This window comes from Pseudarthrobacter siccitolerans (assembly GCF_001046895.1).
Classification (GTDB): domain Bacteria; phylum Actinomycetota; class Actinomycetes; order Actinomycetales; family Micrococcaceae; genus Arthrobacter; species Arthrobacter siccitolerans.
The window spans coordinates 1-23733 of the sequence record NZ_CAQI01000039.1 but is presented as its reverse complement, the minus strand read 5'-3'; the positions used below and the strand labels follow the sequence as shown (position 1 = coordinate 23733).

General features: G+C 65.5%; 22 protein-coding genes and 1 tRNA gene. 4 read left to right on the top strand and 19 right to left on the bottom strand.

What is annotated here, in order from left to right; all coding sequences use genetic code 11:
- Window positions 1-17 precede the first annotated feature (17 nt).
- The 19 genes from ARTSIC4J27_RS07700 to argS all read right to left on the bottom strand — a co-directional run bounded on the left by ARTSIC4J27_RS07700 (window position 18) and on the right by argS (window position 20415).
- Window positions 18-845 (bottom strand): F0F1 ATP synthase subunit delta, encoded by an 828-nt coding sequence (locus ARTSIC4J27_RS07700; protein ID WP_050054631.1) that lies wholly within the window; start codon window positions 843-845, stop codon window positions 18-20.
- The gene (locus ARTSIC4J27_RS07695) at window positions 845-1396 is read right to left on the bottom strand and encodes a F0F1 ATP synthase subunit B (RefSeq protein WP_050054630.1); all 552 of its coding nucleotides are present in this window, start codon (window positions 1394-1396) and stop codon (window positions 845-847) included. Before ARTSIC4J27_RS07695 ends, ARTSIC4J27_RS07700 begins: the two co-directional genes overlap by 1 nt.
- Before the next feature lie 52 nt (window positions 1397-1448).
- Complete coding sequence (gene atpE / locus ARTSIC4J27_RS07690) at window positions 1449-1652, bottom strand: ATP synthase F0 subunit C (RefSeq protein ID WP_009356484.1); 204 nt, start codon at window positions 1650-1652, stop codon at window positions 1449-1451.
- A 79-nt stretch (window positions 1653-1731) separates the two neighbouring features.
- Complete coding sequence (gene atpB, locus ARTSIC4J27_RS07685) at window positions 1732-2532, bottom strand: F0F1 ATP synthase subunit A (RefSeq protein ID WP_050054629.1); 801 nt, start codon at window positions 2530-2532, stop codon at window positions 1732-1734.
- Between the two features lie 81 nt (window positions 2533-2613).
- Window positions 2614-2952: an AtpZ/AtpI family protein gene (locus ARTSIC4J27_RS07680; RefSeq protein WP_050054628.1), complete on the bottom strand. Its 339-nt coding sequence runs from the start codon at window positions 2950-2952 to the stop codon at window positions 2614-2616.
- On the bottom strand, window positions 2945-3427 hold the full coding sequence (locus ARTSIC4J27_RS07675) for a hypothetical protein (protein ID WP_050054627.1): 483 nt from the start codon (window positions 3425-3427) through the stop codon (window positions 2945-2947). The genes ARTSIC4J27_RS07680 and ARTSIC4J27_RS07675 overlap by 8 nt, the downstream gene beginning before the upstream one ends.
- A 95-nt stretch (window positions 3428-3522) precedes the next feature.
- On the bottom strand, window positions 3523-4548 hold the full coding sequence (locus ARTSIC4J27_RS07670; protein ID WP_050054626.1) for an MraY family glycosyltransferase: 1026 nt from the start codon (window positions 4546-4548) through the stop codon (window positions 3523-3525).
- Window positions 4545-6413 (bottom strand): polysaccharide biosynthesis protein, encoded by a 1869-nt coding sequence (locus tag ARTSIC4J27_RS07665; protein ID WP_050054625.1) that lies wholly within the window; start codon window positions 6411-6413, stop codon window positions 4545-4547. Before ARTSIC4J27_RS07665 ends, ARTSIC4J27_RS07670 begins: the two co-directional genes overlap by 4 nt.
- A 99-nt stretch (window positions 6414-6512) precedes the next feature.
- Entirely contained in the window at window positions 6513-7472 is a 960-nt protein-coding gene (locus tag ARTSIC4J27_RS07660; protein ID WP_050054624.1) for a glycosyltransferase, read from the bottom strand.
- 6 nt (window positions 7473-7478) lie between these two features.
- Window positions 7479-8390: a glycosyltransferase gene (locus tag ARTSIC4J27_RS07655; RefSeq protein ID WP_050054623.1), complete on the bottom strand. Its 912-nt coding sequence runs from the start codon at window positions 8388-8390 to the stop codon at window positions 7479-7481.
- A 1-nt stretch (window position 8391) separates the two neighbouring features.
- Window positions 8392-9183 (bottom strand): L-threonylcarbamoyladenylate synthase, encoded by a 792-nt coding sequence (locus tag ARTSIC4J27_RS07650; protein ID WP_050054622.1) that lies wholly within the window; start codon window positions 9181-9183, stop codon window positions 8392-8394.
- Complete coding sequence (gene prmC, locus ARTSIC4J27_RS07645) at window positions 9180-10067, bottom strand: peptide chain release factor N(5)-glutamine methyltransferase (protein ID WP_050054621.1); 888 nt, start codon at window positions 10065-10067, stop codon at window positions 9180-9182. Before prmC ends, ARTSIC4J27_RS07650 begins: the two co-directional genes overlap by 4 nt.
- A gap of 38 nt (window positions 10068-10105) precedes the next feature.
- Entirely contained in the window at window positions 10106-11179 is a 1074-nt protein-coding gene (gene prfA, locus ARTSIC4J27_RS07640) for a peptide chain release factor 1 (RefSeq protein ID WP_050054620.1), read from the bottom strand.
- A 204-nt stretch (window positions 11180-11383) separates the two neighbouring features.
- Window positions 11384-13570, bottom strand: coding sequence for a transcription termination factor Rho (gene rho, locus ARTSIC4J27_RS07635; RefSeq protein WP_050054619.1), 2187 nt, complete (start codon window positions 13568-13570; stop codon window positions 11384-11386).
- Between the two features lie 298 nt (window positions 13571-13868).
- Entirely contained in the window at window positions 13869-14843 is a 975-nt protein-coding gene (gene thrB, locus ARTSIC4J27_RS07630; RefSeq protein ID WP_050054618.1) for a homoserine kinase, read from the bottom strand.
- Window positions 14844-14845: 2 nt separating this feature from the next.
- Complete coding sequence (thrC, locus tag ARTSIC4J27_RS07625; RefSeq protein WP_050054617.1) at window positions 14846-15952, bottom strand: threonine synthase; 1107 nt, start codon at window positions 15950-15952, stop codon at window positions 14846-14848.
- The gene (locus tag ARTSIC4J27_RS07620; RefSeq protein WP_050054616.1) at window positions 15953-17269 is read right to left on the bottom strand and encodes a homoserine dehydrogenase; all 1317 of its coding nucleotides are present in this window, start codon (window positions 17267-17269) and stop codon (window positions 15953-15955) included.
- Complete coding sequence (gene lysA, locus ARTSIC4J27_RS07615) at window positions 17270-18745, bottom strand: diaminopimelate decarboxylase (protein ID WP_050054724.1); 1476 nt, start codon at window positions 18743-18745, stop codon at window positions 17270-17272.
- Between the two features lie 5 nt (window positions 18746-18750).
- Complete coding sequence (gene argS / locus ARTSIC4J27_RS07610) at window positions 18751-20415, bottom strand: arginine--tRNA ligase (RefSeq protein ID WP_050054615.1); 1665 nt, start codon at window positions 20413-20415, stop codon at window positions 18751-18753.
- 172 nt (window positions 20416-20587) lie between these two features.
- On the opposite strand from argS, the gene ARTSIC4J27_RS07605 reads away from it, so the two are divergent.
- The 4 genes from ARTSIC4J27_RS07605 (at window position 20588) to ARTSIC4J27_RS07590 (ending at window position 23681) form a co-directional block, all read left to right on the top strand.
- Window positions 20588-21061: an FMN-binding protein gene (locus tag ARTSIC4J27_RS07605; RefSeq protein ID WP_050054614.1), complete on the top strand. Its 474-nt coding sequence runs from the start codon at window positions 20588-20590 to the stop codon at window positions 21059-21061.
- Window positions 21062-21064: 3 nt separating this feature from the next.
- A complete protein-coding gene (locus ARTSIC4J27_RS07600; protein ID WP_050054613.1) occupies window positions 21065-21937 on the top strand; it encodes an FAD:protein FMN transferase in 873 nt (290 codons plus the stop codon).
- Window positions 21934-23478 carry a ferredoxin--NADP reductase gene (locus ARTSIC4J27_RS07595; RefSeq protein WP_050054612.1) on the top strand — a complete coding sequence of 515 codons (1545 nt, stop codon included), beginning with the start codon at window positions 21934-21936 and terminating at the stop codon, window positions 23476-23478. Before ARTSIC4J27_RS07600 ends, ARTSIC4J27_RS07595 begins: the two co-directional genes overlap by 4 nt.
- A 127-nt stretch (window positions 23479-23605) precedes the next feature.
- A tRNA-Arg gene (locus tag ARTSIC4J27_RS07590) sits at window positions 23606-23681 on the top strand.
- Window positions 23682-23733: the final 52 nt, after the last annotated feature.

The following is a 23733-nucleotide window of genomic DNA, read 5'->3' as shown; positions in this document are numbered from 1 at the left end:
GTGGTGTGCTTGTCCGGCTAGCCGGCCAGCTGGCGTTGCAGCTCGCTCAGGCGGGTGATGACCGAAGCGTCGAGCACTTCGTCACCGACCTGGACGCGGATACCGCCAATGAGTGCCGGGTCAACGTTGACGTTGACCTTCAGTTCCCGCCCGTACAGTGCGTTCAGGCCCGCCTGGAGGCGTGCCAGCTGCGTCTGCGTCAGGGGACGGGTCACGCTGACCGTTGCAATCCAGCGCTGCTGCCGTTTGGCCGCCAGTTCGGCGAACCGTCCCACCAGCCGGGTGGGCTTGATGCCGCGGGGCTGGGTGACCGCCTGTGTGATGAGGACTTTCGCTTCCTCGCTCACACCGGGCACCAGCCGCTCGGCCAGCGTCGCTTTGGCTGCAGCACTGGCCTGCGGTTCGGACAGAGCACGTTGTACCTCATGGCTGGAGGCAACAGCCTGGTTGAAGGAGAACAGGTCGTTCTCCAGCTCTTCCAGGCCAGTGATTCCGGAGGCAGAAACGGCCGACTTGTTTTCAGCAACGGAAATGACCACCGTTGCGGCAAGAGTCTCGAGTGCATCGCCGATATCCCGGGCGTTTGCCCAGCGTGAGCTGGCCAGTCCGCCCGCGATCTCTGCAGCATCAGCGGAGACTTTTCCGCCAACCAGCTGCCTGACCAGCGCCGACTTTTCGTCACCGTTACGGGACGGGTCAGTCAGGGCGCGGCGCAAGCCAGCCGAGCTGTCCACCATTCCCAGAATTCCGAAGAGTTCCTTTGCCAGCTGCAGCGACGCCGTCGGAAGCTTGGCTTCCAACTCGGCCAGGGCTGTTGCCAGCGAAACGCTCGATACGCCTGCCATTACTTAGCTGCACCTGCGTTCTGGGTCTCCAGATCTGCCAGGAAGCGGTCCACTACCCGTGCTGCACGCTCGTCGTCGTTCAGCGATTCGCCGACGATGCGGCCAGCGAGGGTGGTGGCGAGGGTGCCGACCTCCGAACGCAGGGACACAACAGCCGCCTGGCGCTCGGATTCGATCTGGGCGTGGGCCTGGGCCGTGATGCGGGCAGACTCTGCAGCTGCCTTTTCCTTGAGATCCGCGAGGATCTGGGCACCTTCAGCGCGGGCTTCCTCACGGATGCGGTTGGCTTCGGCGCGGGCGTCGGTCAGCTGCTGCTTGTACTCTTCGAGTGCAGCAGACGCCTCAGCCTGAGCCTTTTCAGCCTTCGCGATGCCGCCTTCGATGGCCTCGGCGCGCTCAGCGAAGGTCTTTTCGAACATCGGGACAACGAACTTGACCACGATGAACATGAGGATGGCAAAGCCCACGAGGACAACGCCCATTTCCCAGACATTGGGAACCAGGGGGTTGACTTCGCCCTCAGTGGCGGCTGAGATGATCAGCTGATTCATATTTCACCCGTCCTTTTCTACTCGGTTCTGTAAGTTCGCTTCGCTCTAAGGACTAGAGAACGAAGGCGAAGACCAGGCCGAGGATGGCGAGGGCTTCGGTCAGCGCAAGGCCGAGGAATGCGATCGGCTGCAGGACACGCTGTGCTTCGGGCTGGCGGGCGACGCCGTTGATGTACGCAGCGAATACGAGACCAACACCGATACCACCGCCGATTGCGGACAGACCGTAACCTACGAGGTTGAGATTGCCTTCCATTTTTCTTCCTTTCAAGATGCCACCCATGTGGCAGGTTGTTTGGGTTGCTTCATCCCCGCGAGGGGAAGCTTAGGGTGCCTTAGTGGCTGTCGGCGTGAAGTGCGCCTTCAATGTAGATCGCTGTCAGCAGGGTAAAGACGTAGGCCTGCAGAACCATGATCAGGGCTTCAAGCATGTACATGGCGATGGCGCCTGCGAGGACCAGGACGGAGGTTCCCTTGAGCAGGATGTTCTCCTGCATGACCAGGTACTCGATGCCGGAGCCGGCGATCATCACGATGAGGTGTCCTGCGAGCATGGTGGCGAACAGACGGAGGCTGTGCGTCACGGGCCGGACCAGGAAGTTGGAGATGATCTCGATCGGGATCACGATCGGAAGGATGAACCAGGGAACACCGGACGGTACGGTGGCCAGCTTGAAGTAACGGAGTCCGTTCTTCTTGATGCCGATGGCGATCCAGGTGACGTAGACGATGCCTGCGAGCACATATGCGCCGCCGACGTGCGAGAACGTGGGGAGCTGGATGAGCGGGATGGCGCCGTAGATGTTGTTCACCAGAATGAAGAAGAACAGGCTGAACAGCAGCGGGACGTACTTGATGAAGTCCCTGCCGCCGATGATGTCCTTGGCGATTCCGTTGCGGACGAAGCCGTAGGCGGCCTCGCCGGCGAACTGGAGCTTGCCGGGAACCAGCTGCTGCTTGCGTGCGGCGAGCACGAAGAAAGCGCCGATAATGACGACAGAGAGGAGGACCAGCAGCATCTGCTTGGAGAATCCTTCTGCGGCACCCCACGGCAGGATTGCCGGCAAATGCATTTCGTTAATTCCAGGAGGAGCGAACTCTCCTGAATCTTGGGCCGGGAGCGCAAGCGCGATCAACGCGTTTCCTCTCTGCAGTGTCCATCATTGGGCGTTGGGCGGGGACCGGCAGCCTGACGGCCTGCTGTTCCCCCTGTGAAATTATTTGGCATTACTGTTGCCGTCCTGGGACGGCCCGCTGGCAGCAGGACGCTCGCCAGTATTTTTGCGAGAACTGGTGAGGCCATGCATGTGGGAAAGGTAAAAACCTCCGACGGCTCCAAGCAGAGCGCCTGCGAGCACAATCCAGCGCGTTCCCCACAGATAATCCAGTCCCCACCCTATCAAACTCCAGACGATGATCCCGCCAATGATGTAGCTGAAGACAGCCATTCCGGCGTTGTATCCGCCGTCGGAGTTGTCCCCGGATACACCCGGCGCAGAGCTGCCGGAGGCGCGGCCGCCGCTGGCGGCCTTGCCTGGCTTCTTCGGATCACGCATGGGGGGTTTCCTTGGTTTCTGGATCGTTGTAGATCTGCAGGCGGGCTTTGCTGAAACCATGGATTTCAGCGGCCTGCCACAGGACGACGGCGGTCACGGCGCCGGCGACGAACCAGCGGCCGTGCAGCCACGCCGGAGCACCGACCACGAACAGGACGGCGGCGAAGCCCACCACTTTGACAAAGTAGGTGGCTACGAACATGCCGATGGCCCCGGAAGGGTTGTCGCGTCCCACAAAGTGTCCCACCAGCAGGCTGATGCCGAAGAACAGCATCACCAGCAACCCGCCGGCGGTACTGGAAAGGGCTCCGCCCGGTCCTTCGAGGATTGCTGCAGGAACGGCGCACAGGACCAGCCCGGCCGCCGCGGCCAGCGAGCTCCGTTTGAGGAGGTTCAGCCAGAGGGACGGCGTGGGGCCGGATGCGCCAACTTTTCCGTTGCCGGACGCAGGTCCGGACTCGGCGTTGGAGGTCATTCGATCCCAATCGTCGGCACCAAAGGCAGGTGGCCAGTAGCAGTGTGGAGGGCAGCTTTGGCTGCCCTCAAATTCTACACGAGATAGAACACCGCTCAGGTCACTGGCAGGCGCGTGACCTTTGACGGGCGCCGGTAGCGGCGGATCAGGTCCGGGCTGGCCAGGTAAACAGCGAGAACCAGCACGCTTGCGGCGACGCACAGCGCAACAATCGGAAGCTGGGCCGTTGCGGCAACGAACCCGAGGATGATTACGGCAGCGGTGCACAGGGTGACGGTGGCGGCTGACTGAAGGTGTGAGAAGCCCACGTCCGTGAGCCGCTGGTAGACATGTTCCCGGTGCGACGCGTACCACCGCTCCCCCGCCTTAATCCGGCGAAGCAGCGTATAGCCGGTATCCGCGGCGTAGACCAGGATCGGTGAGAGGACGTACTCGACGTAGACGCCGCTGAGGAAGCCGGCCACGGCGAGGGCGGCTACCGAGGCACCCAGCAGGTAGCTGCCGACGTCGCCCAGGAAGACTGAACCGCGGCCCAGGTTCCAAGGGAGGAAACCGAGGAAGGACATGGCCAGCACGGTACCGCCGGCGGTCAGCCAGGGCTGTTCGGACAGTATGCCGGCCACGGCGTAGGCCACCCCGGCAGTCACCCCGTGCAGGCCGGAGATGCCGTTGACGCCGTCCATGAAGTTGGCGATGTTCACGTAGGCCGCGACCGCCACGGCAGCCAGGGGCAGCCACCAGAACGACTGTCCGGTGAGGACGATGAGCACCGCGGAGCCGGCCGCGCCGATGCCGAGCTGGGCGGCGGCGCGGCCGCGGATGGACATGCCGCGCAGGTCCTCGACCCAGCCCACAGCGGCGCAGGCGGCAATGACGGCAAGCACGACGGCGGAAACGGAGCGGTCCACGGTGACGACGCCCAGCAGCACCGCTGCGGCGGTTCCGATGGCCGTGGCCAGGGCCGTGGCCACACCCATGCCGCGGATGGTCACTTTGACGTGCGAGGAACGGGCGGAGGGAACATCAACCACGCCCATCCGGACCAGCAGCGGCTTTACGGCGAAGGGAAGCAGCAGGCCGGCTGCCAGCGTAATGGCGGCCACCAGGAGCAACGGCGTCACGACGCCACCCGGATGTCGCCGGTGTCGTTGGCCTCGTCGTCGGGAATGGCGGCGATGCTGGCACCTTGCTCCGCCTCGCAGCGGGCCAGCCAGACGTCCAGGTCAAGCTTGTCCGGGTCCTGTTCCATGGCCCTCGTGTGTGAAATCTTCGGATGCAGCGGGCGCTTGTCCAGTTCGCCGGTGCCCACCAGTTCCTCGTGCAGCTTCTCCCCCGGCCTCAGCCCGGTGTAAATGATTTCCACGTCCTTACCCGACATCGCAATCATCCGCTGGGCCACATCGAGGATCCGGACCGGTTCGCCCATGTCCAGGATCAGCACGTCTCCCCCGGTGCCGATCGCACCTGCCTGGATCACCAGCTGGCAGGCTTCGGGGATGGTCATAAAGAAACGCGTCACGTCGGGGTCGGTGACCGTCACCGGCCCGCCGACGCGGATCTGCTCGGTGAAGAGCGGCAGCATCGATCCGCGGCTGCCCATCACGTTGCCGAAGCGGACGGAGACGTACTTGCGGCCGGTCTGGCCGGCCATCCAGGCAGTCAGTTTCTCGGCGACGCGCTTGGAGTGGCCAAGGGCGGTGGTGGGGTTGGCGGCCTTGTCGGTGGAAATGTTCACGAAGTGCGAGACGCCGGCGCGCCGGGCGGCACGCAGGACGTTCAGGGTGCCGCAGACGTTCGTTTTCCAGGCTTCCACCGGGTACTGCTGCAGCAGCGGGGCGTGCTTAAGTGCGGCAGCGTGGAACACCACTTCCGGCTGCCGGTCCTCGAAGATGTCCTGCAGCGCTTCGCCGTCGCGGATGTTCGCCAGCACGGTGTCGCGGCCTGCCAGCAGGCCGTGGCCGGTGATGGAAATCTGGGTCTGCTGCAGGCCCGTCTCATCGTGGTCCAGCATGATCAGTTCCGCGGGGTCGAACTGCACGATCTGCCGGCAGAGCTCCGAGCCGATGGAACCTCCGGCTCCGGTGACCAGCACCCGCTTGCCTGTGATGTATCCGGCAATTTCGTCAACCTCGATGTCCACGGGCCGCCGGCCGATCAGGTCCTCCACCGCGACGTCGCGGAAGTCGGAGAAACCGGCAGGCGCGCCTGTGCCCAGCATGTCCCGCAAGGGGGGCAGCACCAGTACGCGCACGTTCAGGCCGGCAACAGCGTCCGAGATCCGGCGGACCACGGCGGCCTCCACGTTGGCGAACGCAAGGACCAGCACTTTGGCGCGCGTGCGGCGGATAATCGCCGGCAGGTCGTCGCCGCGGCCCTGGACCTGGACGCCGGAAAGCCGCAGATGCTTTTTGGCGGGGTCGTCGTCCACCAGGCCTACAGGAAAGTACGGGGAATCCGGGTCCTGCAGCATCCGGGTCACCAGGGAGTTGCCGAGGAAGCCGGCACCGTAGACCAGGGTGTTTTGTGCCCCGTCCCCGGGCCTGGTCTTGCCCTCGACGTAAAGCCGTTTGGCGTAGCGGGCCGCGCACATAAAGAGGCAGGCAAAGGGGAAGGCGATCAGGCCAACGCTGCGGCCGATGTTGATCTCCGCGTAAAGCACCAGCAGGCTGGCCGTGATGGTGGCGGCCACAATGACGGTGACGAAAACGAGCGCCCTGGCCTCCTGGAAGCTGCCGAAGGGATACCTGCCCCGGTACAGGGCAAGGGAGTAGCCGGCCAGCATCTGTGCCACCACGGCGATGGCTGCGATGAGGCACGCTCCGGCGAGCTGTTCAACCCGGATGCCCATCTCGTAGCGCAGCAGCAGCGCCAGGCCGATCGCCACCACCCACGACATCGAGTCGAGGAAGAGCTGGATCCAGATCCAGAGGGCGGGCTTCTCGTCCCGTACTGCGGCAGATGCGCGCGTTTCTGATTGTGTACTCAACGAAAGATGCAACCGACTTCCACTACCACGGCGGCCAGGCGCCTGTTTCAAAATACCCCGCCGCAAAACTGTCGGACGGCGTCGGGGCTTAGAACGATACTAATCGCTTCGGGTTCCGCTGCCCGGATACGCCGGCAGCGGCGGCATGGGTTTCCAGCCGGCGTCCGCAAGAATAGTCCGTGATTCACGCCATCCGCGCCAGAGCGCACCGGCCCCTTTGAGGGTCCGCTCAACGAGGACCAGCCGGACAAGTTCCTTCAGGAAAGTCAGTGCGGTACCCACTGCGAAACCGGCCGGGTTGAACTTGCCGTGGGCCCGCAGGTAATGCGCCACGTGCCCCCGGTTGCGCATCACGTAGCGTCGGCTCAGGTCGGACGAATCATTGAGGTGGCGCAGTCCCAGGTCCACTTGCCGCTGGGCGCGGACCTTCTTGATGACAAAAGCGTTCACGTACACCACAGGGGTTTCCTGCGCGGCGAGCCAGCCGTAGATGAGGTCGTCCCAGGTGATGAAGAACCGCGGGTCCGGCAGGCCGATGCTGCGGGCCACGGAGGCGTTGATGAGCATGCCTTCGAAGTTTCCCACGTTGGTGCGGAATACGTCCGAATGCCGGAACACGTCGCGGGAAACGGGCAGGAAAATGCCCAGTGCCTCGACAAAGTGGTGCTGCCAGAAGAACGGTTTACCGTTGGCGTCGTAACGGCGGCCGATCATGCACGAGTATTCCGGTGTGAACTTTTCGAGGGCTTCCACAGCGCCGGGAAGCACTTCGACGTCGTCGTCCATCAGCCACAGCCATTCGGCCCCCGATTCCAGCGCCAGTTCCACGCCCCGCGAGAAGCCGCCTGCACCGCCGATATTCCGGTCCAGCCGTTCGTACTGGATGGGCAGCCCCGCGGCGGTGGCCTGGGCGACGACGTCCGGCGTATGGTCGCTGCCGGCGTTGTCCACCACCAGGATCCGTGCCGGTGCGGTGTCCAGCCGGGCGAAGGAATCAAGCAGGTTCCGCAGGAAGTCGGCGCGGTTGTATGTGACGACGACGGCGTAAAGGTTCTCCACGGCGGCCTAGCTGTTGGCGGACATCAGTTCCGCGGGCGAACCGAAGCCCTTGCCGCGGAAGCCGGTGGAATAGGCCCTGAACCAGTGCGCCAGGCCTTTGAGGTCCCCGGTCTTCAGGAAGTAATAGGGGAAGCCCACGATGTCCGCACTGAACCACCGCAGGTTCCGGTATTTGCGGGTCAGGTAGCCGCGGTTGCGGAAATAGCAGTAGCGCTTGAAATCACCCTCGGGAATGACGGGGGTGATGAACCCGCCGAACACCGGCTTCATCTCCGTCCAGGTGGCGGGGTGCTGCACTGCGACGGTGGCGAGCGTGCCGTACTTGAGCCCGGCCTTTTTCACCCGTGAGAGGAAGTCGACCTCGTCGCCGCGGATGAAGAACTTCACATCGGGAATGCCGATCCGGTAAAAAACCTCGGTCCGGATCAGTGCACCGTTGAAGAAGTGAACCATGTCCGGAAGGTAGCCCATCGGCGCCAGCCGTGAACGGTCGTTGGTGAGCAGTCCGTTGATGCGGAAGTTGAAGGACAGCCTGTTGGGGTCCGCTGTGGCCGCTACCAGGGGGCTGATGATGTCCAGCTGGTGCTCGTCGGCCGTGCGGAGCAGCTCGGCCAGGCAGCTGTCATCCTCGGGATGGCCGTCGTCGTCCATCATCCAGATCCACTCGGCGCCGCTGGCCATGGCCGCCAGGATGGCGTAGGCGAAGCCGCCCGCGCCGCCGAGGTTGGCTTCGGAGCGCAGGTAGTTGATGTTCTGCGCTCCCCCGGCGTTAACGACGTCGGTGGCCGGCACGGTGCCGGAATCAACCAGGGCGATCGAATGGATCGGCGCCGTCTGCCCGGCCAGGCCCTTCAGGAGCAGGGCAAGCTCCTCGTGGCGGTCAAAGGTTACGGCTGCTACGGCAACTTTGGGCTGCATATCAGTTCCCCGCCTGCTTGTCGGTGTTGCTGACGGCACTGCTGCCGGCCGGGCTGTGCACTTCCGCAGCCTCAGGGGCCGCTGAAACCTCCGGTGCGCCGGATGCATCAGGTTCTTCTTCTGCCATGGGTATCTCGCCCAGTCCCAGGACACCCGGAACGTGTTCCCGGAGCTGATCCAGGCTCACCGCCCCGTTGCGGACCACGCGCAGGAGGGGCCCGGTAGCGTCCACGATGGTGGAGGGTACGGCAGCCTCGCCCTCAAGCGGCCGGAAGCCGCCTTCAAGGTAGACCTCAACGGACTCCGCGAGTTGCTCACGGGCGGCGGCAGCGGTCTGTCCCGGGGCCTGGCCGGTGCGGTTGGCGGAGGAAACGGCAAGCGGGCCGGTCAGCGTGAGCAGTTCCAGGGCGATTTCGTCGGCGGGCATGCGCAGGGCCACGGTTCCCTTGGTTTCGCCGAGATCCCAGTCCAGTGACGGCTGGGCGTGCAGGATCAGCGTCAATCCGCCGGGCCAGAAGGCTTCGGCGAGCTTGCGGGCGTCAGCGGAGACGTCGGTGGCGAGCCCGTCGAGGGCGTTGATGCGGGGAATCAGCACGGGAGGAGGCATGGTGCGGCTGCGCCCCTTGGATACCAGCAGCATGGTGACGGCCTGTGGCGAGAACGCGTCGGCGCCGATCCCGTAAACCGTGTCCGTGGGGAGCACAACGCACTTCTTTTCGCTGATGGCACGCTGGGCGTGCTCCAGGCCCCGTGCCCGCTCGTCATCACTGGTGCAGTTATAGGTTGTGGTCACTGGCCCATTCTTTCATTGCGTATGGTCTGGTCCGCGAGCACGGCGCTGGTGGCGCGCTCCTTGCCGTTCAGGTCCCGGTGCGTGCTGATCCTGGTCCAGGATCCTGACCTGCCCAGCATCGCCGCGATCCACTCTGCCTGCACTTCCGCGTGCTCCATCACGAAGTAGCCGCCGGGTACCAGGAGCCGGGCAGCCGAGGCGGCTGCCGCCGTCGGGAGTTCCATTCCGTCCGCTCCCCCGCCGTACAGCGCTTCCGGAGGGTCGTGCAGGGCTACTTCGGGCTCGTTGGGGATGGCTTCTGACGGGATGTACGGCGGGTTGGAAACCACGACGTCGACCGTTCCGTTCAGCTCCTGCAGTGCGTTGCGCAGGTCCCCCAGGACGAGGTGGACGCCCAAGGGGGCGAGGTTCTTTGCCGCCCAGGCGTGGGCGAAGGGGCTGAATTCCACGGCGTGGACTTCGGCGCCGGGCACTTCGTGGGCGATGGAGCCGGCGATGGCACCGGATCCCGTGCCCAGATCGACAATCCGCGGCTGCGCCATGCCCTTGACGTGGTCAATGACCAGCTGGACCACGGATTCGGTCTCGGGACGGGGAATGAAGACGCCGGGCCCCACGGCCAGCTCGAGGTAGCGGAAGTGCGCCACGCCGGTGATGTGCTGCAGCGGAATCCGGCTGGCCCGTTCGGCCACGAGGGCTTCGTAGCCTTCCGGCGCCGGCGCATCACCGAGCATCATGGCGCGAAGCCGGCCCAGCCCGACGTTGAGCAGGTGGTCGGCGAGCAGTTCCGCGTCCACGCGCGGACTGGGCACACCGGCATCCCGCAGGATGGCGGTGGCCGCGGTGACGGCGTCAGCGAGCGACTGGCCTGGCCCGAATGTCATGTCCTGAATGTCGTGTCCTGAAGGTCCGCCGGACGGAACTAGTCGCCGATGGCGTCCAGGCGCGCCTGTTCGTCCATCTCGATGGCGGACTGGATGACCGGCTCAAGGTCGCCGTTCATCACCTGGTCGAGGTTGTACGCCTTGTAGCCGGTGCGGTGGTCCGCAATGCGGTTTTCGGGGTAGTTGTACGTGCGGATGCGCTCCGAGCGGTCCATGGTGCGGATCTGGGACTTCCGCTGGGCCGAGTTTTCGGCGTCGATCTGCTCCTGCTGGTGGGCGAGGATGCGTGCACGCAGGACGCGCATGCCGGCTTCACGGTTCTGCAGCTGGGACTTTTCGTTCTGCATGGCCACCACAATGCCCGTGGGAAGGTGGGTGATGCGCACCGCGGAGTCGGTGGTGTTGACCGACTGACCGCCGGGGCCGGAGGAACGGTAGACGTCGATCTTGAGATCGTTCTGGTTGATTTCGAGCTCTTCCGGCTCGTCCACTTCGGGCAGGACCAGCACGCCGGCCGCCGAGGTGTGGATGCGGCCCTGGGATTCCGTGACCGGCACGCGCTGCACCCGGTGCACGCCGCCCTCGAACTTCAGCCGCGCGTAAACGCCCTCGGCGGGATCGTTCGAACTGCCCTTCACGGCCACCTGCACGTCCTTGTAACCGCCAAGGTCCGACTCCGTGGCGGAAATGATTTCGGTCTTCCAGCCGCGCGATTCAGCGTAGCGGGTGTACATGCGCAGGAGGTCGCCGGCGAACAGTGCAGCTTCGTCACCGCCTTCACCGCCCTTGACCTCAAGGATCACGTTGCGGGCATCGTCAGGATCGCGCGGGATGAGCAGGCGGCGCAGTTTCGCCGCAGCAACCTCCAGCGCCTCCTCCAGTTCAGGAACCTCGGCAGCGAACTCGGGATCCTCGTCAGCCATTTCCTTGGCAGCAGCAAGATCGTCCCGGATGCCTTCCCACTTGTGGTAGGCCTCAACAATGCCATTAAGCTGAGCCGACCGCCGCCCCAGCTTGCGCGCAAGCCGCTGATCAGCATAAACAGCAGGATCCCCCAGCTGCGCCTGGATAGCATCATGCTCATCAAGCAGGCCCTGTACGGACTCAAACATTTTTCAAAACCTTTCAACGCGCTGAGTAACAGTCTAATGACGCCCACAGCGGCAGGTGACGTACGGCCGTCGTCGCATATTTTTGCCGGCCCGGGAGTGGCATCGGGCCTGTCGGAGCGTTGCGGCTGACGTACGCAGTATGTCAGCCGCAACGCGAAGGGGCGGGGCCGGCAAAAATATGCGACGGCCCCACCCCCGGTTCAGCTACTTGTCGTTATCGGACTTCGCACCAAGCGTTGTCTTCTGAACCTGCATCAGGAACTCAACATTGCTCTGGGTTTCCCGGATCTTGTTGGTCAGCAGTTCAAGGCTCTGCTGGGTTTCGAGTCCGGAGAGGACGCGGCGCAGCTTCCACATGATCTTGACTTCCTCGGGCGAGAGCAGGTTCTCCTCGCGGCGGGTGCCGGACGCGTTGACGTCCACGGCCGGGAAGATGCGCTTGTCCGCCAGCTGGCGGGACAGGCGGAGCTCCATGTTGCCGGTGCCCTTGAACTCTTCGAAGATGACCTCGTCCATCTTGGAACCGGTCTCCACGAGTGCCGTTGCCAGGATGGTCAGCGAGCCGCCGTTTTCGATGTTGCGGGCTGCGCCGAAGAACCGCTTGGGCGGGTACAGCGCGGCGGAGTCCACACCACCGGACAGGATGCGGCCGGAGGCCGGTGCTGCCAGGTTGTAGGCGCGGCCCAGGCGGGTCATGGAGTCCAGCAGGACCACCACGTCCATGCCCATTTCAACGAGGCGCTTGGCGCGTTCGATGGAGAGCTCGGCCACGGTGGTGTGGTCGTCGGCGGGACGGTCGAAGGTGGAGGCAATGACCTCACCCTTGACGGTGCGCTGCATGTCCGTGACTTCTTCGGGACGTTCGTCAACGAGCACCATCATGAGGTGGACCTCAGGGTTGTTGGTGGTGATCGCGTTGGCGATGGACTGCAGGATGAGCGTCTTGCCGGCCTTGGGCGGGGAGACGATCAGGCCGCGCTGGCCCTTGCCGATGGGGGCAACGAGGTCGATGACGCGGGGGCCGATCTTCTTCGGATCGGTCTCCAGGCGCAGGCGCTCGGAGGGGTACAGCGGGACCAGCTTCGCGAACTCGACACGGTCCTTGAGCTCTTCGGAGGTCTTGCCGTTGACCGAGGTGACGCGGACCAGGGCGTTGAACTTCTGGCGGGCGGACTGCTGGCTGCGGTCTTCACCGTCACGCGGGGCGCGGATGGCGCCCACCACCGCGTCACCCTTGCGCAGGTTGTACTTCTTAACCTGTGCCAGGGAGACGTAGACGTCGTTGGGGCCGGGCAGGTAGCCGGAGGTCCGGATGAACGCGTAGTTCTCCAGGACGTCAAGGATGCCGGCCACGGGCAGCAGGACGTCGTCTTCGGTGATTTCGACGTCGTCGACGTCGGGTCCCTGGGCGCGTCCGCGGCGGCGGTCGTTGCGGTCGCGGAAGCGGTCATTGCGGGAGTTGTCCCGGTCCTGCCCGCCGGAGCGGTCGTTCCGGTCATTGCGGTCATTCCGGTCGCGCCGGTTGCGGCGGTTGCGGCGGCTGCCGCCGTCGGCGTCGTCGCTGTCGCGGTTGTCGTCGCGGCGGGTGCCTTCACGCTGGCCGGCCTCACGGCTGCCGGCGTTGTCCCGGCCGCTGTCGCCGGTGTCGCGGCCACGGCCGCGGCCGCCTTCGCGGCGGTCGGTGCGCTGGCCCGCTTCTTCGGTTTCGGTGCGGTCGGCAGCGCGCTGCTCGGTGGCGCGCGGCTCCGCGGTGCGCGTTTCAGCAGTGCGGGGTTCAGCAGTGCCCTGCTCGGCTACTGCCGGCTCCGCGGGTGCCTCAACGGCTTCCGCTGCCTGCGGTGCTGCTGCGGCAGCTTCGCCGCGGCGGCGGTTGCGGGTGCGGGGCTGGCGGCGTTCGGCGCCTGCTTCCGTTGCTTCGGGAGCTCCCGCGGGGGCAGGTGCCTCGACGGGAGCGGCGGTGGGCTCAGCAGCGGCGGCTTCAGCAGCTGCCGGTGCCACAACGCCGTCGCTTACTGCACGGCGGCTGCGGCCGCGGCCCCGGGCACGGGTGCCTTCGGCCGGGGCTTCTGCGGTTTCCGCTGCGGCCGGAGTGGAGGTTGCGGGAGCCGGCTCAGCAATGGCTGCCGGTGCGGTTGCCCTGTCAACGGCCTTCGCGGTTGCCTTGGCCGGGGCCTTGGTGATGGGAGTCCCGGCGCGGTGGGCGGAGATGGCGGAAACCAGGTCTCCCTTGCGCATCCGGGATCCGCCGGAAATACCGAGCTGGCTGGCGAGTGCCTGCAGCTGGGCGAGCTTCAGGCCGGCAAGGCCGCTGCTCTTGGCGGGTGCTGCCGGTGATTCGGCAGCAGAAGATGATAGTTCCACAGCTGGCGACAGCTCAGTGGTTTCGGTCACGAAGGATCCTTCCCCCTCGACGGCGCCCAGACGAGGAGCTGGACGCGATGATTTGATCTGGGCTGCAGTTCAGATCTGCAGCCGGGATTTGTCGGCCTTGCCGGTTGGATATCGGCCAGCAGGGCCGGTACTGATTCACACTGCGCTCCGCCCAAGGTGGAACTGCGGACTGACGCTTCAGGGGCAGTTTTAAACGCTGCAGATTCCTGCGACAGACCAAGCAGGTGGCACCGGAATAGATTGGGCAGTAGGAGACCAGGCTGCAACTAAGTGCATAAGCAGATCAGATAGGCGTCAATTACCGCCGGTGCAACTCCACCTTAGCACCTTCAACGTCCACTGCGAGCTTCAGTACTCGCCATCGTGCGTCCGGCGTGTTTGCCGCGGCGAACTCCTCGATGAAAGCGACGACGGCGGCCGCTTCAGCTTCACCGTCAGCCAGGACCAGCACGGTGGGCCCGGCACCGGACACCACGGCTGCGTGCCCCGCCGCGCGGAGTGCCGCAATCAGGGCGGCACTGGGGCGCATGGCTTCTGCCCGGTAGCTCTGGTGGAGGTAGTCCTCGGTACCCGCGAGCAGGAATTCGGGTTTTGTGGTGAGCGCATGGATCAACAGTGCGGCGCGCCCGGCGTTCATGGCGGCCGCGTGGTGCCCCACGGATGCCGGAAGCAGCGCCCGGGCGGTTTCCGTGGACAGCTCGAAGTCCGGAACCGCCACAACCGGAACCACCGTGCCGGATACGGTGGCACTGGTGCTGCTGTACTGGTCACTGTCCTGCCAGGACAGCGCCAGTCCGCCGAAAATAGCGGGTGCCACGTTGTCCGGATGTCCCTCAAGTTCGCTGGTGAGCTGGAGGATCCAGTCCTTCCCGCGGCGGCTTGCCTCCGGCACCAGGGCATTTGCCGCCGAAATGGCCGCCACCACGGCCGACGCGGACGAACCCAGGCCGCGGCCGTGGGGAACAACATTTTCGGCCGTCACTTTGAGGCCGCCGTGCCGGAAGCCGAGCCGCTCGAAAGCGGCCTCCATAGCCCTGATGACCAGGTGGCTGGCGTCGCGGGGCAGCGTTTCCGCGCCCTCGCCCGTGAGATCGAACAGCAGTTCCGCGGATTCGAGGCTCTCCACCGTCAGGGTGTCGTACAGCGCCAGGGCCAGGCCCAGGCTGTCGTAGCCTGGGCCCAGGTTGGCGGTGGTGGCCGGAACGCGGACTGTGACGCGTTGTCCGGCTTCAATGAGCTGCACGCCGACGGTGGCCTGCGAGGTGGTGTCCAAGGTTACTTTTCTTCCAGTCCCAGCTCAGCAGCAACGGTGACAACATCGTTGGGAACCTTGACCGGCTGGACATCGCTGCCGTCCTCGGTGCGCAGGGCCCACTGGGGATCCTTCAGGCCGTGGCCGGTGACCGTGATGACGATGGTCTTGCCGGACGGCACCTCGCCGGCGGCGTGCTTCTTCAGCAGCCCGGCAACCCCTGCTGCAGAGCCCGGCTCCACAAAGACGCCTTCGCGGGCGGACAGCCAGCGGTGGGCGTTGAGGATCTCTTCGTCGGTCACCGCGTCGATGAACCCGCCGGACTCATCGCGCGCGGCGATGGCGCCGTCCCAGGAAGCAGGGTTGCCGATCCGGATGGCGGTGGCGATGGTGTCCGGTTCCGTGATGGGGTGGCCGGCCACGAAGGGCGCGGCCCCTGCTGCCTGGAAGCCCCACATCGCGGGGGTCTTGGTGGCAACAGCGGGCAGCGTGCCGGCGGTGTCGGACTCGAACGGGGCCGAGTACTCCCTGTAGCCCTTCCAGTAGGCAGTGATGTTTCCGGCGTTTCCTACCGGGAGGACGTGGATGTCCGGAGCGTCACCGAGTGCGTCGACGATCTCGAACGCACCGGTCTTCTGCCCCTGGATGCGCGCCGGGTTGACGGAGTTGACCAGGAACACCGGGTAGGACTCCCCCAGTTTCCGCGCGATGTCGAGGCAGTTGTCGAAGTTGCCGTCCACCTGGAGCAGGGTGGCGCCGTGGGCGATGGCCTGGCTCAGCTTGCCCATGGAGATCTTGCCTTCAGGCACCAGGACGGCGCATTTGAGGCCTGCAGCGGTGGCATAGGCAGCAGCAGAGGCGGAAGTGTTGCCTGTCGAAGCACACACCACGGCTTTGGCACCGGAGGCCACTGCGGCGGTCATTGCCATGGTCATGCCGCGGTCCTTGAAAGAACCGGTAGGGTTCATGCCCTCCACTTTCAGGTACACCTCCGAGCCCGTGAGCTCGGAAAGCTTCTGCGCGTGCACCAGCGGGGTGCCGCCCTCGCCCAGGGTGATGACCCTGGTGGATTCCGTCACGGGCAGACGGTCAGCGTATTCGCGGATGACGCCGCGCCATTGGTGAGCCACTTAGACTCCTTCTACCCGCAGAACGGATGTAACTGAATTGATGACGTCCAGGCCCTTCACGGCCTCGACGGTGGCTGCAAGGGCAGCCTCTGATGCACGGTGGGTGACGATCCGCAGTTCGGCCGACTCCACGTTGGACTCGGCGTCGCGGTGGATGGTCTGCCGCATGATTTCGATGGACACGCCGTGCTCGGCAAAGAGCTGGGCGATCCGGGCGAGGACGCCGGGCTGGTCCGCCACGTCGAGGCCGATGTAGTAGCTGGTGACGGCGGCGTCGATGGGCAGGGCCGGAACGTGGCCCGTGGTGGTTTCGGTGCGGCCGGGGCCGCCGAGCACCAGGCGGCGGGCTGCCGAGACGAGGTCGCCCAGTACGGCGGATGCCGTGGGTGTTCCGCCGGCGCCCTGGCCGTAGAACATCAGCTCGCCGGCGTTCTCTGCTTCGATGAACACGGCGTTGAACGCGCCGCGCACGGCGGCCAGCGGGTGCTCGCGCGGCAGGAGCGTGGGGTGGACGCGGACGGAAACGCCTTCGCCGCCGCCGTTATCAGTAAGCTTTTCCGCGATCGCCAGCAGCTTGATGACGAAGCCGGCATCCTTGGCAGCGGCGATGTCCGCAGCGCTGACGGAGGTGATGCCTTCGCAGTGCACGTTCTCGAGGGCGAACCGGGTGTGGAACGACAGCGAGGCAAGGATCGCGGCCTTGGCGGCGGCGTCGTGGCCTTCGATGTCGGCGGTGGGGTCCGCTTCTGCATAGCCCAGGCGCTGGGCTTCAGCGAGGGCGTCGGCAAACTGGGCTCCGGTGGAGTCCATCTGGTCCAGGATGTAGTTGGTGGTGCCGTTGACGATTCCCAGCACGCGGGTGATCCGGTCGCCGGACAGGCTGTCGCGGATGGGGCGCAGGATGGGGATGGCTCCGGCCACCGCAGCCTCGTAGGAGAGCTGGACGTGGGCTTTGTCCGCCTCTTCATAGAGGGTGGGACCGTCCTGGGCGAGGAGTGCCTTGTTGCCCGTGACCACACAGGCACCGTTGCGCAGCGCCGAAAGGATCAGCGTGCGGGCCGGCTCGATCCCGCCCATCAGCTCGATCACCAGGTCAGCGTCCTTGACCAGGGTCTCGGCGTCGGTGGTGAACAGTTCCTGGGGCAGTTCCACGTCGCGGCGGGAGTTGACGTTGCGCACCGCAATCCCGCTGAGCTGCAGGCGGGCACCGGTACGGGCGGCAAGGGCGTCGGCATCCTCAATGAGAATCCGCGCAACCTGGGCCCCAACGTTGCCACAGCCCAGCAGGGCTACTTTCAGGGTTCGCATTTCCGTCATTCAGGCTCCCATGTCGCGGTTCAGCAGATCTTCTTCGGTTTCCCCGCGGACAATCAGCCGGGCAGATCCGTCGCGCACCGCGACAACGCCCGGCCGGGCCAGATAGTTGTAGTTGCTTGACAGGGCCCAGCAGTAGGCGCCGGTCCCCGGTACAGCAAGCAGATCACCGGCTGCCACGTCCTCGGGCAGATATACATCTCTAACAACTATGTCGCCGCTCTCGCAATGTTTGCCCACCACGCGGGACAGCTGCGGCGCGGCCGAAGACGTGCGGGACGCCAGAACGGCCGAATAATCCGCGTCGTACAGCACCGGCCGGGCGTTGTCGCTCATGCCGCCGTCCACCGAAACATACCGGCGCGGATACGTAACGTTGTTGCCGCCGTCACCAGCGGTTGCAGCGGCGGGAGCGTCCACGCGGACGGTCTTCAACGTGCCCACCTCGTACAGGGTGAACGTGGTGCTGCCCACGATGGCGCGGCCCGGCTCAATGGAGATCCGGGGGGAATCAATGCCCAGTTCGGCGCAGGTGGAACGCACGACGGCGGCCATCGCCTGCGCGATGTCCGCTGCGGGGCGGGGGGTGTCCACCGGGGTGTAGGCAATGCCGTAACCGCCGCCAAGATCCAGCTCCGGCATCACGATGGAGTACTTTTCCTGCATCGCTGCGAGGAAGCGGAGCAGCTTCTCCGCAGCCATGGCGAAACCGTCCGGCTCGAAGATCTGGGAGCCGATGTGGCAGTGCAGGCCCAGGAGCTCGATGCCGGGGTGCGCGGCGGCAGCAGCCACCGCCTCCTCGGCAGCGGACAGGCCAGCCTGGTCCGTGGTGTCTGCCGCCATGGAGAGGCCGAACTTCTGGTCCTCGTGGGCGGTGGCGATGAACTCGTGGGTGTGGGCATGGACGCCGGGTGTAAGCCGCAGCATGACCTTGGCCTGCTCACCGCGGGACTCGGCGATGGCGCCCACGCGGACAAGCTCGGACAGGCTGTCCACCACAATCCGGCCCAGTTTCATGTCCAGGGCACGGTTGATCTCGCCGTCGGACTTGTTGTTGCCGTGGAGCGCCACGCGCTCCCCCGCAATGCCGGCGCGGGCCGCCACGGCCAGTTCGCCGCCGGAGGCAGTGTCCAGGCGCAGCCCTTCCTCCTCCACCCACTTGACCACCGCGGTGCAGAGGAAGGACTTTCCGGCGTAGTACACGTCCACGCCGCCGCAGATGTCCGCGAAGGCGGCGTCGAACGAATCCTTGAAGGCACGGGCGCGGGCGCGGAAATCGGCCTCGTCCATAACGAACAGGGGCGTCCCGAACTGTTCCTTGAGGGCGGCGACCGTGGTCCCGCCCACGGTGAGCTGGCCGTCGTCGTCACGCTGCACGCTTCCCGCCCACATGGGCTCCTGCAGGGCGTTCAGGTCGGCGGGAACCGCCAGCCATTCAGGCGCCAGCGGGGACGCAGTGTTTCCGGTCTGCACAGACATTGTGGTCACATCCGTTCCGGCGCGGAAACGCCGAGCAGATCAAGGCCGTTGGCCAGCACCTGGCTGGTGGCGTCGTTGAGCCACAACCGCGTACGGTTCACATCGGTCACCGCTTCGTCGCCCATGGGGGCGATGCGGCAGGCGTCGTACCAGCGGTGGTAGGCCCCGGCAATGGTCTCGAGGTGCCGTGCCACGCGGTGCGGTTCGCGCAGTTCCGCGGCCTTGGCCACGATGGAGGGGTAGCTGCCCAGGTAGGAGAGCAGCTCGTTCTCGGTGGCGTGGTCCAGGAGCGAGGCGTCGAAGCTGTCCTGGCCGTCCACCTGGCGCTCCACCCCGGCGGCCACGGCGTTGCGGGCAGCGCCACGTGAACGGGCGTGGGCGTACTGCACGTAGAACACCGGGTTCTCGTTGCTGTGCTTCTTCAGCAGCTCCGGGTCCAGCGTCAGCGGCGAGTCTGCGGGGAACCGCGCCAGCGAGTAGCGGACGGCGTCCTTGCCCAGCCAGTCGATCAGGTCCTTGAGCTCAATGATGTTGCCGGCCCGCTTGGACAGCTTGGCGCCGTTCACAGACACCAGCTGGCCGATCAGTACCTCAATATTCACCTCGGGATCGTCCCCGGCACAGGCGGCGATGGCCTTGAGCCGGTTGATGTAACCGTGGTGGTCAGCGCCGAGGAGGTAGATCTTTTCGGTGAAGCCGCGGTCCTTCTTGGAAAGGTAGTAGGCGGCGTCAGCGGCGAAGTAGGTGGGTTCGCCGTTGGCGCGGATCATCACGCGGTCCTTGTCGTCGCCAAAGTCCGTGGTCCGCAACCAGACCGCACCGCCGTCGTCGAACACGTGGCCCTGCTCACGAAGGCGCGCAACGGCACTTTCGATGGCACCGGCGTCGTGCAGCTCCTGCTCGGAGAAGAACACGTCAAACTCGACGCCGAAGTCCGCCAGGGTGGCCTTGATGTCCTTCATCTGGGCTTCATAGGCGGCCGCGCGGATGACCGGCAGCGCGGCAACTTCGGTGAGCTCGCGGATGTCCGGATGTGCGGTCAGCACGTCGTGGCCAAGGTCGGCAATGTACTGTCCGGGGTAGCCGCCGTCGGGCACGGGCAGGCCGTGCAGGCGGGAGTACACCGACGTGGCAAAGGTGTTCATCTGGGAACCGGCGTCGTTGATGTAGTACTCAGCCGTGACGTCGGCACCGGAGGCGCGCAGCACGCGGGCAATGGAATCGCCCAGGGCAGCCCACCGGGTGTGCCCGATGTGCAGGGGGCCGGTGGGATTGGCGGAGACAAACTCCATGTTCACCGTGTGCCCGACAAGCGCCGTGTTGGTTCCGTACTGCTTTCCGGCCTCGACGATGACTTTGGCGAGGGCGCCGGCGGCGGCGGCGTCCACGGTGATGTTCAGGAAGCCGGGTCCGGCAATATCCACCGCTGAGACGCCGTCGATGGACTTCAGCCGGGCGCTCAGGACCGTGGCAAACTCGCGCGGGTTGGTGCCTGCCTGCTTGGCGAGCTGGAGGGCAATGTTGGTGGCCCAGTCTCCGTGGTCGCGGTTCTTGGGCCGCTCCACGCGTACCTCGTCAGGCACTGCTGATGCTGAAAGGGCGATGTCACCGGCGGCGACAGCGTCTTTCAGGCAGGCGGATATGGCGAGGGAGAGTTCTTCGGGAGTCACCCCTCTAGCCTACCGGGGGCGGGTGACAGCAAAAGAATTGGGACATTCTTAGCCGCGGCAGCTATTCCACAGGAAATACCCAAGGCAGCTACAAGGTGAACCAATACGCTGGGTTTGACGTTGACACCAGCGTAAGCACTGCCACAGACACTTAAACGAAATGAGAGCCTTGATGAGACCGTCAGTCTGCAAGAGTGTTTTCGCCGGAATCGCCGGCCTGTCCCTCGCTGGAACGGTGGCCGGCTGCGCGCCTTCCGCCACAGAGAGCACGCCTGCCGCCTCCGGGGGCGCTGCGGAGACTTCTGCCGCCGCTCCGTCAACAGGGACGTCGTCACTGGCCAGCAGCGGTTCCACCTACAAGGACGGAACCTACAGTGCTGATGGAAACTACGTTTCCCCGAACGGAACGGAGACGGTGGGGGTGGAACTCTCCCTGGCAGACGGCCTCGTCACGGACGTGAACATCACCCAGCATCCCTCCAATCCGAACACCCGCAAGTTCCAGGGTGAATTCGCCGGGGGCATAGCCGGACAGATCGTGGGCAAGAACATCGACGAACTCAGCGTCTCCAAGGTTGCCGGCTCTTCCCTCACCAGCGGCGGTTTCAACCAGGCCCTGGAAAAGATCAAACAGGAGGCGCAGTAGACAGTGCCTTACGCGGACTGGGAGGACTTTGCGTTCGAGGGGATCGGAACGCAGTGGGAAATCTCCACGCCTGTTCCGCTGGGTGGGACGGTCAGGGCATGCCTGATGGACCGGGTGGAGCGTTTCGACGCCGAGTGGTCCCGGTTCCGTTCCGATTCCCGCGTCAGCGCCCTTGCCCGCAAGCCGGGACGATACGAGTTTCCGGACGAGGCCGGGGGGCTTGGTGCTTTGTACCGGACGCTGTATGGCATCACTGACGGTGCCATGACTCCACTGATCGGGGCCTCCCTTGAGCGGCTGGGGTACGACGCCGGCTACTCCCTCAAGCCCTCGGGCTCCCCGTTGATGGCGCCACCCTGGGACGAGGTCCTCGAGTGGGCAGGCACCACCATCACCACCTCCGCCCCGGTGGTGCTGGACATTGGGGCTGCGGGCAAAGGCCTGCTGGTTGACCTGCTCGCGGACGAACTGCTGGGCGAGGGTCTGGAATCGTTCATCATCGATGCCAGTGGGGACCTGCTGGCGTGTGGTCCGCTGCCCACCGAAGTGGCGTTGGAGCATCCCTACAATCCTGCACAAGCTATTGGGATCGTTCCGCTGGCAGACCGGGCCCTGTGCGCCTCGGCTTCCAACCGGCGTGCCTGGGGGGACGGACTGCACCACGTGCTGGACGGGACCACTGGCGAACCGGTCCGGACCGCCGTCGCCACGTGGGCCCTGGCGGACACCGCGATGCTGGCCGACGCCTTGGCCACCGCCCTTTTCTTTGTCCCCGGAGACCAGCTCCAGGAGCAATTCGATTTCTCCTGGCTCACAGTGTTCTCCGATGGCAGCGCAGCCCGCTCCGCCGACTTTGAAGGGACACTGTTCACATGAGCCCTGTTGAAACTCCAAAAGCAGGGCCGGCCCCTTCCCTGGCCGGCCGCGTGGATACGGCGCTGGGCCGGTTCACCATGTACCGGCTGATCCTTCTCGTCCTCGCGGCGCTTGCCGCCTATAGCTTGCTGCTCGATGCCCTTGGCTGGCTGACGTTCGGCATCCCCGAGATGCTCGGACACCTGGTCCTTTGCCTTGGCCTGACGTACGCCTCGAACAGGGCCCTGGCGGCGCTGTTCCATGTGCGGCCCCACTCAGAGTCCTCGGTGATCACCGGCCTGCTCCTGTATTTCCTGTTCTGGCCGTCCTTCGCGCCCATGGATGTGGCCGGCGTAGCGTTGGCCTGCGTGCTCGCTTCGGCGTCGAAGTATGCCCTGGCGTGGCGCGGCCGCCATATCTTTAATCCCGCGGCCGCCGGCGCCTTCGTGGCCGGACTCACCGGCCTTAACATCGCCACGTGGTGGGCCGCGACCCCTGCCATGCTGTGGCTGCTGGTCCCCGGCGTCCTGCTGGTCCTGTACCGCACCCGGAAGCTCCTGATGGCCGCCGTCTTCCTGGTGGTGGCCACGTCCATCATCAGCCAGGAACTGCTGCAGGCCGGCATGACGGCGGGCATGGCCCTGTGGCAGGCTCTTGCCCAGCGGCCGCTGCTCTTCTTTGTAGGGTTCATGCTCACCGAGCCGCTGACGTTGCCGCCGCGCAGGTGGCAGCAACTGGGGCTGGCCGCCGTGGTGGCCGTCGTGTTTGCCGTCCCCTACAACTTCGGCTTCCTGGCGAACTCACCGGAGGCTGCCCTGCTGCTGGGCAATCTGCTCGCCTTTATGGCGGGCCAGAGAGGCGGCGTGAGATTGAGGTTTACCGGGACGAGGCCGCTGACGCTCAGCACCACCGAGTTCTCCTTCGAGCCCTCCCGCCCGGTCCGTTTCCTGCCAGGACAGTACATGGAGCTGGACCTTCCGCACCCGAAGGCAGACGGGAAAGGACGACGCCGGGTGTTCAGTTTGACCGGCTCCCCCGGTGACCGCGTGGTGAAGTTCGGGGTGCGGACTGCCGAGCCCGTTTCTGCTGCCAAGCGGGTGCTGCTTTCCCTGAAGCCGGGCGATGAGGTGACTGCCACGTCGGTAGGCGGCGACTTTGTCCTCCCCCGCGATCCCCGGAAGCCGGTACTGCTCATCGCTGCCGGCATCGGCATCACGCCGTTCCTCTCGCATGTCTCCTCCGGCGGCCTGCGGGACCGCGACGCTGTCCTCCTCCTGCTTGCCAGGACCGCCGAGGAGGTTGCCTACGCTGACGAGCTCAAGGCCGCGGGCATTCGGGTTGTAGCCCGGATCGCAGACGGATCGGAGCCGCCGCAGCACATCACGGCGTTCCGTCCGGACGGATCCCGGCTGGACGGGGACGCCCTCAAGGCCGCTGTCCCGGACGTTGCCGACCGCGAAGTCTATATTTCGGGTTCACCGGCCAGCGTCGCTTCTTTGCGGCACGCAGCAAGGCAGGCCGGGGCGCGGCGGGTGCATGTGGATTCGTTCTCCGGGTACTGACATCCGGACCGTTGCTGGAGTCCGGCGGCCGTGCCGGACCCGCGGGCGGAGGGCCGATTTTCCCTTGCGGGCCACCTTACTGCTAAGCTCTAGGACGTCCCGCCAGCAACGGCAGGAACCCCGGATTGCCCTCGTAGCTCAGGGGATAGAGCGTCTGCCTCCGGAGCAGAAGGTCGTAGGTTCGAATCCTATCGAGGGCACCATCTGAAGCACCCTGGTCATACGGCCGGGGTGCTTCTCTTTTATCCGGATCCG